This is a genomic window from Microbacterium faecale (assembly GCF_014640975.1).
GTDB lineage: Bacteria > Actinomycetota > Actinomycetes > Actinomycetales > Microbacteriaceae > Microbacterium > Microbacterium faecale.
This window is the reverse complement of sequence record NZ_BMHO01000001.1, coordinates 1,591,152-1,604,936: the sequence shown is the minus strand read 5'-3', so window position 1 is coordinate 1,604,936 and position 13,785 is coordinate 1,591,152. Positions and strand designations below refer to the sequence as shown.

Genomic DNA, 13,785 nt, shown 5'->3' with positions numbered 1-13,785 from the left:
ACTACTGCTTGTAAGAGGCGAGGAAGTTCCCGAGCCGTTCGATCGCCTCGCTGAGCACGCGCGGCTCCGGGAGGTTCACGAGACGCAGGTGGTCGGGCGTCGGCCAGTTGAAGCCGGTCCCCTCGACCATGAGGATGTGCTCCGCGACGAGCAGGTCGTAGATGAGCTGCCGGTCGTCGTGGATCTCGTGCACCTCGGGATCGAGGCGCGGAAACGCATACAGTGCCCCGGTGGGCTTCACGCAGCTGACGCCGGGGATCGCATTGAGGCCTTCGTACGCGATGTCGCGCTGTTCGTGGAGGCGCCCGGTTGGCGCGATCAGCGCGTCGATCGACTGCGTACCCGTCAGCGCCGCGAGCACCGCGTGCTGGCCGGGCGCGTTCGGACTCAGTCGCGTCGAGGCGAGCAGCTGGATTCCCTCGAGGAAGCCCTCCGCGTGGTCGCGCGGGCCCGTGATCACGAGCCATCCGGAACGGTAGCCTGCGACGCGGTACGTCTTCGACAGACCGTTGAACGTCAGGCACAGCAGGTCGGGCGCGAGCGTCGCGAGCGAGACGTGCTGCGCGTCGTCGTACAGGATCCGATCGTAGATCTCGTCGGCGAGGAGGAGCAGTGAGTTCTCGCGCGCGATCTGCACAATCCCCTCGAGCACCTCGCGGGAGTAGACCGCGCCCGTCGGATTGTTCGGATTGATCACGACGATCGCCTTGGTCTTCGGCGTGATCTTCGCCCGGATGTCGTCCAAGTCCGGCTGCCACCCGGCGTGCTCGTCGGCCAGATAGTGTACCGGGGTCCCGCCCGACAGACTCGTCATCGCGGTCCAGAGCGGATAATCGGGAGCCGGGATCAGCACTTCGTCGCCCTCGTCGAGGAGGGCCTGCATCGTCATCGTGATCAGTTCGGAGACGCCGTTTCCGAGGTAGACGTCGTCGACGTCGAATACCGGGAAATCGGGCACGTTCTCGTACCGACTGACGATCGCGCGCCGGGCCTCGACGATGCCGCGCGCGTCGGTGTAGCCGTGCGCGGTGGGCACGGCGTGCAGCATGTCGCGCACGATCTGATACGGCGCCTCGAAGCCGAACACGGCGGGATTGCCCGTGTTGAGCTTGAGGATCGTGTGCCCGTCCTGTTCGAGTCGATCGGCCTCGGCCAGCGCGGCGCCGCGGATCTCGTACAGGACGTTGCGGAGCTTCGCGGACTGATCGAGGTGGCGCAGGGGGCTCATCCTGTCATTCTACGGGCCGAGCCCCCCTGCCGCTTCGCGACGCTACTTCTTCTTCGCCTGCCGGCGCCGTTCCTCGCGGTTCATCGGGCGACTTCCGGAGGTCGCCGTGCGCTCGCGGTCCGGGCGGCTGGTCTTCACCTGGCCGTTCGCGCCGCGGACCTCGACGTCGCCGTCCTCATCCGGGGCCGAGTAGGCGAGCTTCTGCTGGTCGGTGGCCGGTGCATCGGTCAGCCCCTTCGCCTCGACCTGCTGCGCGGATCCGTCGGATGCGGCGTTCACCTTCACTTCGAGGTTGAACAGGTACCCGACGGTCTCTTCCTTGATCTGCGCCATCATCGACTCGTACATCGTGTGGCCCTCGCGCTGATACTCGATCAGCGGGTCGCGCTGCGCCATCGCGCGCAGCCCGATGCCGTCCTTGAGGTAGTCCATCTCGTAGAGGTGGTCGCGCCAGCGGCGGTCGAGCACCTGCAGGACGACGCGGCGCTCGAGCTCGCGCATCGCCTCGTGACCGAGGGTCTCCTCGCGCTTGTCGTAGGCGATCTCCGCGTCGCTCAGCAGCTCGCGTGTCAGGCCGACCTGGTCGATGCCGCCCTTGCGGCTGCGCGCCTCCGCGGCAACCTCTTCGATCGTGACATCGATCGGGTAGAGCGACTTCAGCTCGGTCCAGAGTGCGTCGAAGTCCCAGCTCTCGTTGTGACCGACAGAGGTGTGATCCTTGATCACCTGGGTGATCGCGTCCTCCATGAAGTGGTGCACCCGCTCACGGATGTCGTCCCCTTCCAGGATCACGCGGCGGTCGGAGTAGATCGCGAGACGCTGGCGGTTCAGCACGTCGTCGTACTTGAGGACGTTCTTGCGCGAATCCGCGTTGCGCGCCTCGATCTGGGCCTGCGCGTTCTTGATGAGCCCCGTGATGGCGCGGCCGGTGATGACCTGCGAGTCATCGAAGTCGGTGCGCGCAAGCATCGCGTCCGCGAGCGGCGAGCGGAAGCGCTGCATCAGTTCGTCTTCGAGCGAGAGGTAGAAGCGACTCTCGCCGGGATCTCCCTGACGACCGGAGCGACCGCGCAGCTGGTTGTCGATGCGACGAGACTCGTGGCGCTCGGTACCGAGGACGTAGAGCCCGCCGACCTCGCGGACCTTGTCTCCCTCCTCTTCGACGCGCTTCTTGGCCTCGTCGAAGACCTCGTCCCAGGCCGCCTCGTACTCCTCAGGGTTCTCCTCAGGATCCAGCCCGCGCGACTTCATCTCGGAGACCGCGAGGAACTCGGAGTTCCCACCGAGCATGATGTCCGTTCCGCGGCCCGCCATGTTCGTCGCCACCGTGACGGCGCCGAGCCGGCCGGCCACCGCGACGACCTCGGCCTCACGCGCGTGGTTCTTTGCGTTGAGGACCTCGTGGCGGATGCCGCGCTTCGCCAGCAGAGTGGAGAGCTTCTCGCTCTTCTCGACGCTCACGGTGCCGACGAGGACCGGCTGGCCCTTCTCATGGCGCTCGACGATGTCGTCGACGACCTTCTGGAACTTGCCGTCCTCAGTGCGGTAGATCAGATCCGACTCGTCCTTGCGAATCATCGGACGGTTCGTCGGGATCGGGAACACGCCGAGCTGGTAGGTCGACATGAACTCGGCGGCCTCGGTCTCGGCCGTACCCGTCATTCCCGCGAGCTTGTCGTAGAGGCGGAAGTAGTTCTGGAGCGTCACGGTCGCGAGGGTCTGGTTCTCGGCCTTGACCGGAACGCCTTCCTTCGCCTCGATCGCCTGGTGCATCCCCTCGCTGTAGCGACGGCCGGCGAGAACGCGGCCCGTGTGCTCGTCGACGATCTGCACCTCGTCGCCGATGACGACGTAGTCACGGTCACGCTGGAACAGCGCGATCGCCTTGATCGAGTTGTTCAGGAACGAGATGAGTGGCGTGTTCGCTGACTCGTAGAGGTTGTCGACGCCGAGGTGGTCTTCGACCTTCTCGATACCCGGCTCGAGCACGCCGACCGTGCGCTTCTTGACGTCGACTTCGTAGTCGACGTCTTCTTCGAGGGCTCGTGCGACCTTGGCGAACTCGGAGAACCAGCGGTTGGCCTCCCCCGCCGATGGCCCCGAGATGATCAGCGGCGTGCGCGCCTCGTCGATCAGGATGGAGTCGACCTCGTCGACGAGCGCGAAGTGGTGATCGCGCTGCACGAGGTCGTCCTTGCGCCACGCCATGTTGTCGCGCAGGTAGTCGAAGCCGAACTCGTTGTTCGTGCCGTAGGTGATGTCGCACGCGTACTGCTCACGACGCACAGCGGGCGTCTGACCGGAGACGATCGTGCCGGTCGTCATGCCGAGGGCGCGGTAGATGCGACCCATGAGCTCGGCCTGATAGGAAGCGAGGTAGTCGTTCGTCGTGATGAAGTGCACGCCCTTGCCCGCGAGGGCGTTGAGGTACAGCGGGAACGTGGCGACGAGAGTCTTGCCCTCACCCGTCTTCATCTCGGCGATGTTGCCGTGGTGCAGCGCCGCGCCGCCCATGACCTGCACGTCGTAGGCCCGCAGGCCGAGCGTGCGCTTGGCCGCTTCGCGGACGGCCGCGAAGGCCTCGGGCATGATGTCGTCGAGACTCTCGCCCTTTTCGTGGCGCTCTCGGAAGCCCTCGGTTTCGCCCCGCAGGTCGTCGTCGGTGAGCTTCGCGTAGCTTTCTTCGAGGTCGTTCACGGCGTTCACGACGCGCTGGAGTCTGCGCCTCAGGCGTCCTTCGCCTGCGCGGAGCAGCTTCTCGAACGGATTTGCCACGTGTCACTCCCAAATCGAATGCGGCGGGTGCGTCGGCAACTCGCCGGATGCGTCCGCCGGCGGCGGAAGACATGCCCGCCCATGCTATCGGCCCGAGGCTATGGTGACGCTCAGTCGTTAAGGATCTGGTTCCTCCTCCGGCGGGAGCGACCACACCTCGATGGTCTCGACTTCGGCTTCGTAGACGAAACGCAGCACGGTCCCTGGCTCGTACCCGTCGACGGCGATGCGACTTCCCGGCCCGGGGTCGGTCTCGGCGACGATCACATCGAACCGCACGTCGGCGCGCGTGGATCCGCACGCGCCCGTCCCCCACGTCGACGTACCGTCAGCGTCGTCCTGCGCGACGCGGAACAGTTGCACACAGGCCTGATCGGACGCGCTCTCAACCTCGGATCCCCATGCCCCGGTGGTCACCGTGATGTGGGTGCCGTCCCCGAATTCGCCGAAGTACGCGGTCTCGTTCGATGCCTCTCCCGTCCGCGCGTCGACGAGCATCTGCGTCCACGGCTGGTCGGCGGTGGCGTCGGGAACCGCCTGCGCCTCGTGCATCCCTTCGAACTGCCAACCCTCTGCGTCCGGCGCCGCGGCCCCGGCCCAGCCCGCGACGAATCCGCCCGCCCACCCGACGCCACCGGCCGCGAGCATGACGATGATCGCGGCGAGCCCGCACGTCACCACGAGCGCCGGGGAGAACCAGCGAGATCGCACGCGCGCACCGTCCCGCCCCATCTCATCTCCGCCGCCACGGGCCTGCGCCGATCCGCGCCCCGATGGCTGTTCGGAGACTCGCGGATATTCGCCCGCGGCGCCGTCCGCAGGATCCTCGCGCGCACTGCCTGGCGCGTCACGCTCGGCCATCGCCCGAGGATCCTCGACGACCGGCCGCTGAGCATCCTCGAGTTCCACGAGTCGCGCCATTGCCGCCGGATCGCCCGCGAGATCCGCCCCGCGCCCGTACGCTCGGCGCCGCAGCTCGGCAAGCTCCGCCTCGTCGTGTGCCATCTCATGACACTATCGACCGCTCCACATGACACGAATGCACCGTCCCGACGCCCCGGAAGGTGCATTCGTGTCATGTGGGGCGGGTGCCGGCGTACGGCGATCGTCCGATCGGCACCAGTAGACTCGATCCATGGTGTTCTGGGGCAAGAGGAAGCGCGCGGAGACCGAAAAACAGGACGCCGCTGACAAGGATCTCGCCGTGCGCGCCCAGACCGCCCTCGTCGCGACAGACGAGCGGATCCGCACGACACTCGACGAACTCGAGTTCGCGTCCGCGGAGCTGGGCGCGAACGCGACGAAGGACCTCCGCGACGGACTTGACGCCGTCAAGCAGCACATGCGCGAGGCCTTCGAGCTGCACCAGCTCAATCACGATCACATCCCGGACACTCCCGAAGAGCTGCGGACGCGCAATGCCCGCATCGTGCAGCTGTGCGACTGGGCCGAGAACGTCCTTGATGAGCGCACCGAGGTGCTGCGCGAACGCATCGAGAAGATCCGCGAGGCGCCGTCCGTCAGAGAGCAGACGGCACGCGAGGCCGAGCGGATCGCGGGGCTGCTGCCCGGCGCCGAGCAGACCATCGAGCGGCTGCGGCACCGCTATTCCGCCGAGGCGCTGCAGCGGATCGGCGCGAACCCCACCGAGGGCCACCAGCTGATCGAGTTCGCGCGCCACTCCATCGACGTGGCGCGCCGCCGCCGCGAGGCGGGGCGACGCGACGACGCGCTCGTCGCGCTCGAGGCCGCCATCGAGGCCGTCCGGCGCGCGCAGCGGATCCTCGACGCCGTCGACGATTTCGAGATCGAAGCGATCCGCGCGCAGAACACGCTCGCCGACGTCGTCGCCGATTCGCGCTCCGACATCGCCGAGGCGCGTCTCGAGCGCCAGACGACGGGCGTGACGACGGCGATCGCTGCGCTCGAGGACGCGCTCGGAGCCCTCACTCCGCCCGGGGTGTCCGGGGACCCCTTCTCGGAGCTCGCGCGAGTGAGCGAGCTCAACGCGGCGCTCGACCAGGCTCGCGAACACGCCCAGCGACACATCCCCTCGCTCGAGCACGTGAGCCACGACGTCGACGCCTCCGACCGCGCCATCACGTCGGCGCGCAGCTTCATCGACAGTCACCGGGGCGCGATCGGCGCCGACGCGCGCACGCGGCTGGCGGAAGCCGAGCGGATCCGCATCGACGCGGGCACGCTCGTCGCCGACGAGGACACCCGGGAGCGCGCGCAGCAGCTTGCCCGCCGCAGCGCCTCCCTCGCCCACGAGGCGATGCAGATCGCGCAGCGCGACATCGACCGGGCCCGCCAGGACAACTGGGGCGGCCCCGGCATGGGCATGGGGATGGGCGGCGGCTACGGTCGGCGCGGCGGCATGGGCGGCGGTGACATGCTGGGCGGCCTCATCGGCGGTGCGATCCTCGGCGGGCTCATCGGCGATATCTTTGACTGACGACAGGCCCCACGTCGGCGCTGAGGCGGACGAGGGTCGGAGCAAAGGGATCCGGATGCGCACGAGCAGAATCGCTGGCATCGGCGTCGGACTCATCGCGGCGCTCACGCTCGCGGCGTGCGCCCCGTCGACACCGGATCCGCCGTCGGGTGGCCCCGAGCAGCCCCCCGAGGGCACCGAGGTCGATCCGATGGCGCCCGTGCACATCGGCTCGCTCCGCGCCCCCGAGAGCCTCGACATCGCGGCGGACGACGAGTCGGGCGCCATCGAGGCGCTGATCGGCAACGTCTACGAGACACTCTTCGTCGTGACCGACTCCGGCGCCGTCCAGCCGCTGCTCGCCGCCGGCCACGAGCGCAGCGAGGACGGACTCACCCATACCTTCGCACTGCGTCCCGATGTCGCGTTCCATAGCGGGGATCCGCTTGTCGCCGACGACGTGGTCGACTCGATTGAACGCGCGCGCGGCACGACCCCGGCCTCACCCGGCGGGGCGGGCCTGCAGGCCGTCGATTCGGTCGTCGCGCTCGACGATGACACCGTCGAGATCCACCTCGTGCGTCCGTCGATCTCGCTGGCGGCAGATCTCGCCCGTGTGCCGATCGCCAACGATCGTCTCGACGGCGACCGCACCACGACGGCTGACGGCACGGGGCCGTACACGCTCGTCCCGTGGGAGCCTGGATCCGAGATCACGCTCGAGCGCAACGACGAGTACTGGGGAGACGCGGCGGAGAACGAGCGCGTCGTGTTCGAGCACTTCGCCGACGCCACCGCCCTCGGCAACGCCCTGTTGGCCGGTGATATCGACATCGCGACGGGAGTGGCCACGCCCGGTGCCGCCGCGATGTTCGAAGCGGACGACTCTCTCGTCGTGAGCGACGGCACCTCCACCAACGAGGTCGTGCTCGCCTTCAACAATCGCGTGGCACCGTTCGACGACGTGCGCGTGCGACGCGCCGTCTCGGCGGCGATCGACGACGAAGCCGTGCGCGAGGCCGCCTGGGGCGATCGCGGCGAGGTCATCGGATCCATGGTCCCGCCGACCGACGCCTGGTACGAAGACCTGTCCGGGATCGACGTCTACGACCCCGACCAGGCGCGCGATCTGCTCGCCGAGGCCGGATACCCGGACGGGCTCACGTTCACGCTTCCTCTGCCAACCGGCTCCGACCACATGACAGATGCCGAGCTCATCCGCGACCAGCTCGCGGAGGCCGGCATCACGGCCGAGGTCGAGGAGGTCGCTCCCGACGAGTGGCATCGGCTCGTCGTCGAGGACGGCGAGTACGGCGCGACACTCGTGAACCGCCCGGGCGTGCGCGATCTGCTCACCTATGGGGATCCGGAGGCGATCTGGGGCTACGACAACCCGGAAGTCGCGGAGTGGATCGAGCAGTCGGAGCTCGTCACCACCGGTGCCGAGCAGACCGAACTGCTCAAACTCGTCGCGCGCACGATCGCCGAGGATGCCGCAAGCGAGTGGCTCTACGTGACCCCCACGCTCGTCGTCGCGGCAGACACGGTGTCGGGCTATCCGATCAACGGGCTCGGCGCGCAATTCTTCGCGTTCCACATCCGCAAGTCCACGTGAATCGCACACGACGAAGGCGGTGAGCGGGTTGCGCCCACCGCCTTCTGATCGGATGTCAACTGGCGATCTGCTGCGCCGGCGGTGCCTCGGTCTCGAGCTCGATCACGCCGTAGTCCCAACCGATGCGGCGGTACACAACGCTCGGACGGTCGGTCTTCGCATCGATGAAGAGGAAGAAGTCGTGGCCGACGAGTTCCATCCTGTCGACGGCGTCCTCGACCGTCATCCACTCGGGCTCGAACGTCTTGGTGCGAATGACGACGGGTGAGTAGGCCTCTTCGGTCTCCTCCTGCGACGTCGGGATCGTTCCGGTCGCGACCGCGTGCAGCGTCTCGGCGTCGACGGGGGTGATGTCGATGCCTTCGAGGGACCCGGTGTCCTTCTTGAGGTGCGCGCCGTGCGGCCGTTGGCGGTCGCTCACGCGCTTCTCCTTCACGCGGCGCAGCTGATTGGTCAGCTTGTCGAGGGCGACCTCGAGCGCCTGGAACTTGTCCTCCGCCCGCGCCTCGGCCCGGGCGACCTTGCCCTTGCCCGTCACGGTCAGTTCGACTTTGGCCTCTTCGACCCGTCCGCGATGGTGTGCCGACTGCGTGACCTTCACATCAAGCGCCGCGGCACGAGGCGCGAGGGTCTCGACGCGAGAGAGTTTCTCATCCACAACGGTTCGGAACCTGTCGGTGATGCTGACGCCCACCCCGACGATGCTCGTGTCCATCTTGTGCCTCCCATTCCGGTTCGCCCGGAGTGAGCGAACCACGTCGCTTCTGGCCTCCCACCGTATTGCCACATTCGACCCCTGTCACTCTTTTCGCGAGATCCGATTCACGGGCGTGTCATCCGTCGTTCATCTCGGCGCGCAGCGGCGTGCGTGCGAGCGCGGCCGCGCCGACGACGTGCGCGCCGGCCGCACGCAGCGCACGACGGGCCTCGAGGATCGTCGCGCCGGTCGTGACGACGTCGTCGACGATGACGACCCGAGCATCCGCTCCCATGCGACGCGCCGTCAGTGCGCCGCGGAGGTTGCGTTCCCGCGCGTCTCGCCCCAGCCCGCGCTGATCCGCCGCCCGCCGCGCCCACGCCAGCCCGCGTGTCGGTCGCGCCCCCGCGGCTCGGACGAGTCGCTCGACGACGCGATATCCGCGGTGGCGCGTGGCGTCCCGTCCCGACGGCACTGCCACGGCGAGCAGGTCCTCCTCTCCGTCCGCCGCGTGCGCGAGCGCCGCGCGCAACGCGCGTCCGAGCGGGCGAGCAAGGTCGGTGCGCCCGTCTTGTTTGAGCGCGCGCACGACACGGGCCGCGCCGCCCTGCAGTGACAACGACGCGCACACGGCCAGCGGGTCCTCCCGCGGCCCGACGAAACTGGCTCGCGGGCGCGGCGCGAGCTCGGCTCGGCATCCGTCGCACAGCGCGACACCTGGATTCGCACACGCGGCGCACGAGACCGGCAGCAGCAGCGCCAGGGCATCGGCCGCCACGCGCGCGAGGGAAGCCATCTCCTCATCGTCCGTCGCACGCGGGCGCTGTGCCCCGGCTGTGGAGAACCGGCCGCAGCCGTCCGGTCTGTGGACGCGCCTACGGCGTGGTGTCGGTCATGGGCGGCGCGCCCGTCTGTGTCGCGAGCACGAGCACGTCGCCGCCGGCCTGCTGCCAGCTCGTCGTGTTGCGGATGTACAGCGAGCCGTCGTCCGCCAGCAGGCGTTCACTCGACTCGGGGTTTCCATAGGTGATGTCTTCCGCGACGAATGACGGCGTCAGCCGCGTCCCGCGCGCACCGACCTGCTGCTCTCGGATGACGGTCCGGCCATCCGAGACGACCATCGCCGCGACGGCGGTGTCGGAGACCCACGCCACCGCCTGGGCGTCGCCGGGAAGCGGATACACATCCTGCGGTGCCGACAGCCCGACGGGCCGCGCATCGCTGTCCCGGCGCACGCCGGCGACGATCAGCACCGGCTGATTGTCGGCGCGTCCCGTCACGGCGATGCGCGCACCGTCGCGAGAGACCTGAATCGCCGAAACCTCGGTCAGCTGCGACAGCCCGTTCAGCTCGCGCGGATCGCGCTCGTCGTTCCACGTCTGGAACAGTCCTGCCTCGTCGAGGTGCGCCGACCAGACGTAGCCGAACGCGTCGAGCGAAGGCGACGTCCATTCCTTCTCGTAGTTGAAGACGTCGTACGAACCGTCCTCGGCGTCGACCCACCACATCCGGCCCGATTCGGTTCGGACGATCGCGGTCATCAGGTCGGGCGAGACGACGATCGACGTCGCGGGATCATCGGCTGCCCCGTCCGGCGCGAACTGCTCCACGATGACGTCGCTGAGCCCAGGAATCGGTGTGATCTCGCCGTTCGTGAAGTATCCGAAGGCGACGCCGTCGTCCGTCTCCGCGAGCGCCATCGCACGCGGATCCGGTTCGGTCGACACGATGCGGTCGTCCGGTGCCGTGATCCGGCTGCCGTCGACGGTCATGCGCACGTCGACGATGTTGAGCGTCCGGGAGAGCTGCGTCTGCATCCGCGCACGTTGCTCGGGGCTCGCCTCGGCCGCCGCTCTCGACAGCTCGACGGTCGCAGAGGTCTCGCTAACCGTCACCTTCTCGACGTCGATGCCGTCGAACGCGGTGAAGGCGGCATTCTCGAGCCACGGCGACGGCCCCGTCTCGACAAGCTGAGTCACGATGCGTTCGACGCGCGTCGGCGAATCCGCGAACCAGCGGACGTCGGGAACCAGGCGATCATCGAAGGAGGAGAAGTACAGTGCCTGCGGTGCGAAGATGCTGGTGAAGCTGCCGCTCTGGACCACCACGCCGTCGGGCGCTGACGAGATCCGCCACTCGCCGTCGACCTGCTCGAGCTCGAAGTCGAGGGAGCGCACGCTGTCGCCGGCGAGTCGGTAGGCGCCTCTCTCGTCGACCGTGGCCGTCGGCGTGACGCGCGCCGTGATGGTGCCGCCGTCGCCGTCAGATTCCGCTTCGAACTCGCCCACGGCGCGGTCGTTGACGCTGTCGACCGTGATCCGCTCATTCGGATCCCACGTGGTCTGCGCCGCGGGGGTCAGAAACTCGCGCGCCACCTTCCAGTCGTCGAGCGGGCTCTCCCCCGCGTCGAGGAACCCCAGCACGATCGCCGCGGGCTCCGCGCCCGTTGCCGGCCCGTCGGGGCTGAACTGCCAGCGCGCCTCCCTGGAGCGTTCCTCGGTCGACAGTCCCGGTTGGAAACTCCCCTCGGTCGGCAGTCCCGAGCAGGCGGTGAGGCACAGCGCGAGCACGGCGACGACGGCCGCACCGATCCTCCGTGTGCGTCGCATGGTCATGCGTCCTCCTGGTCCGGTGAGTTCCGCACCACGATCGTCTCAGTGTCGCCGGCTGCCGCGCGCCGGCCGTCGCCACGCGGAAGCGCGTCGCGCGGCTCGGTCGGGATCGGCGACGAGAGGAGCCCCATGTCCGCGTTCCGCGGAAGCGTCACGACGAACTGCGTGCCCTGACCGAGCTGAGACCACACGTCGATTGTTCCGCCGTGCAGACGCGCGTCGCCCAACGCAATCGACAGGCCCAGCCCCGTACCGCCGAGCGTCCGCTGCCGGGAAGGATCCGCACGCCAGAAGCGGTCGAAGACACGCTCGACGTGCTCCGGCTTCATGCCCAGCCCGTGGTCGCGCACAGAGACGGCGACGGATGTGTCGTCCTGCGCCACGGTGAGCTCGACGGGCTCGTGCTCGCCATGCTCGATCGCGTTGCCGACGAGGTTCCGAAGGATCCGTCGGACGCGACGCGGGTCCATCTCGACGACGTCGTCGCCGTCGGCTCCGCGGAATCGCAGCTCCGTATCGTTCTGCCACGCCACCTGGCGCATCGACTCGGCCACCTGCTCGACGATCTCGCTCAGGCTCGCGTCCTCGCGTGTGAGTTCGACGGATCCCGCGTCGTAGCGGCTGATCTCGAGGAGGTCGGTCAGCAGCTGTCCGAACCGCGCGACCTGATCATGCAGCAGCTCGGCCGACCGCGCTGTCGCCGGATCGAACTCGTCGCGGGAGGCGTGGATGACCTCGCTCGCCAGCTGGATCGTCGTCAGCGGCGTGCGCAGTTCGTGCGAGACATCGGACACGAAGCGCTGTTGCACGAGGGAGAGCTCGGCGAGCTCGCGAATCTGATGCTCGATGCTGTCCGCCATCTGGTTGAACGACTTCGCGAGCGTCGCGAGCTCATCGGATCCGGACTCCGCGAGCCGCGCGGAGAGGTCGCCGTCGGCGAAGCGCGCGCTCGCCCGCGAGACGTCCACGACGGGCGCGGCGACCGAACGCATCACGAGCCACACGACGACGCCGACGATGACGACGAGCGCGACGCCCGTGACGAGGAGGACGCCCTGCACGTAGGCGAGCGTCTGCGCGACGTCGCTGAGCGGGTAGGCGAAGTACACCTCGTACACTCCCACCTCGGGCAGCGTGAGCTGCTGGCCGACGACCACGGCGGGCACCTCAGTGCCGTCGCCCAGCGGCAGGCCGAGCGGCTGATACCACTGCTGCTCGGGCAGCAGCCGCACCTGTTCGCGGAAGCCGTCCGAGAGCAGCGACTCATCGAACACGTCGTTCGGCCGTGTGAAGCCGGACGGCATGTCGGGCCCCGACTTCTCGGCGATCGGGAACCCGACGATGAGGTCGGTCGACGATGCGGTCGCGAGGTTGTCGAGCATCCTGCCGCGTAGCGCCTGAATCGCCGCGAGGTCGGTCGCGGGTGGCTCCTCGTTCACGAAATGCTGGGTGAAATCGATCGCGCGCGCCGTATCGACCTGGGAGCGCTCGATCCGCGCGTCGTAGAGATCCGCTTGGATCGCGAGCGCGGCCCACACCGTTGCCACGACGATCGCGACGGTCGTCGCGCCCGCGGAGATGAGAACGGTGCGGAACAGCAGCGAGTTGCGCCATGCCGCGGCCGGGCGGCGGATCAACGCCAATAGCCGGCCGCCGAGCGTCCCCGTCAAGGCGTCGGACATCGGCTCGCTACGTGGTGGCGCCGGCGCGGTAGCCGACGCCGCGCACCGTCATGACGACCTTGGGATTGTCCGGGTCGCGCTCCACCTTCGAGCGCAGGCGCTGCACGTGAACGTTCACGAGTCGCGTGTCGGCCTTGTACTGGTAACCCCACACCTGCTCGAGCAGCTGTTCGCGTGTGAAGACCTGGTTCGGTTTCGAGGCCAGCGCGACGAGCAACTCGAACTCGAGAGGCGTGAGCGACAGCAGTTCGTCGCCGCGCTGGACCTCATGCGCAGAGACGTCGATCGTGAGGTCGCCGATGCGCAGCGATCGTCCGTCATCCGGAAGCACGGGACGCAGTCGGGTGCGGATCCGTGCGACGAGCTCCTTCGGATTGAAGGGCTTGACGACGTAGTCGTCGGCGCCGGCCTCGAGCCCGGCGACGACATCGGTCGTGTCGGAACGCGCCGTCAGCATGATGATCGGAACGCCAGACTCCGCGCGAATCTCGCGGCAGATCTCGATCCCGTCCTTACCGGGCAGCATCAGGTCGAGCAGCACCAGATCGGGTTTCGACTCGCGCCACATGTCGAACGCCTGCATGCCGTCGGAGCAGAACGTGGCGTCGTAGCCGTCGCTCTTCAACACGATGCCGATCATCTCGGCGAGCGCAGTGTCGTCGTCGACGACGAGAATGCGACCAGTCATGCTGACAGCCTAATCGCGCGCGACGCGCGACGGCTGAGGCGCGCCAGGTGT

General features: G+C 68.3%; 10 protein-coding genes. 2 read left to right on the top strand and 8 right to left on the bottom strand.

Annotation, left to right across the window (positions count from 1 at the left end):
- Position 1 precedes the first annotated feature (1 nt).
- The 3 genes from IEW87_RS07605 to IEW87_RS07595 form a co-directional block, all read right to left on the bottom strand.
- The gene (locus IEW87_RS07605) at positions 2-1,228 is read right to left on the bottom strand and encodes a pyridoxal phosphate-dependent aminotransferase (RefSeq protein WP_188711666.1); all 1,227 of its coding nucleotides are present in this window, start codon (positions 1,226-1,228) and stop codon (positions 2-4) included.
- Positions 1,229-1,270: 42 nt separating this feature from the next.
- A complete protein-coding gene (secA, locus tag IEW87_RS07600; protein WP_188711665.1) occupies positions 1,271-4,003 on the bottom strand; it encodes a preprotein translocase subunit SecA in 2,733 nt (910 codons plus the stop codon).
- Positions 4,004-4,120: 117 nt separating this feature from the next.
- Complete coding sequence (locus IEW87_RS07595) at positions 4,121-5,008, bottom strand: hypothetical protein (protein ID WP_188711664.1); 888 nt, start codon at positions 5,006-5,008, stop codon at positions 4,121-4,123.
- A 130-nt stretch (positions 5,009-5,138) separates the two neighbouring features.
- Here IEW87_RS07595 and IEW87_RS07590 point away from each other — a divergent pair, with 130 nt between their 5' ends.
- On the top strand, positions 5,139-6,461 hold the full coding sequence (locus tag IEW87_RS07590) for a coiled-coil domain-containing protein (RefSeq protein ID WP_188711663.1): 1,323 nt from the start codon (positions 5,139-5,141) through the stop codon (positions 6,459-6,461).
- A 55-nt stretch (positions 6,462-6,516) separates the two neighbouring features.
- Complete coding sequence (locus tag IEW87_RS07585; RefSeq protein WP_188711662.1) at positions 6,517-8,055, top strand: ABC transporter substrate-binding protein; 1,539 nt, start codon at positions 6,517-6,519, stop codon at positions 8,053-8,055.
- 55 nt (positions 8,056-8,110) lie between these two features.
- Here the strand turns inward: IEW87_RS07585 and hpf are convergent, their stop codons facing one another.
- From hpf to mtrA, 5 genes are all read right to left on the bottom strand, one after another.
- Positions 8,111-8,770, bottom strand: a complete 660-nt coding sequence (gene hpf / locus IEW87_RS07580) for a ribosome hibernation-promoting factor, HPF/YfiA family (RefSeq protein WP_188711661.1) — start codon at positions 8,768-8,770, stop codon at positions 8,111-8,113.
- Between the two features lie 118 nt (positions 8,771-8,888).
- Positions 8,889-9,548 (bottom strand): phosphoribosyltransferase family protein, encoded by a 660-nt coding sequence (locus IEW87_RS07575; RefSeq protein WP_188711660.1) that lies wholly within the window; start codon positions 9,546-9,548, stop codon positions 8,889-8,891.
- Between the two features lie 79 nt (positions 9,549-9,627).
- On the bottom strand, positions 9,628-11,367 hold the full coding sequence (locus IEW87_RS07570; protein WP_188711659.1) for an LpqB family beta-propeller domain-containing protein: 1,740 nt from the start codon (positions 11,365-11,367) through the stop codon (positions 9,628-9,630).
- Positions 11,364-13,046 carry an MtrAB system histidine kinase MtrB gene (mtrB, locus tag IEW87_RS07565; RefSeq protein ID WP_188711658.1) on the bottom strand — a complete coding sequence of 561 codons (1,683 nt, stop codon included), beginning with the start codon at positions 13,044-13,046 and terminating at the stop codon, positions 11,364-11,366. The genes IEW87_RS07570 and mtrB overlap by 4 nt, the downstream gene beginning before the upstream one ends.
- A gap of 7 nt (positions 13,047-13,053) precedes the next feature.
- Entirely contained in the window at positions 13,054-13,734 is a 681-nt protein-coding gene (mtrA, locus tag IEW87_RS07560) for an MtrAB system response regulator MtrA (RefSeq protein WP_188711657.1), read from the bottom strand.
- Positions 13,735-13,785: the final 51 nt, after the last annotated feature.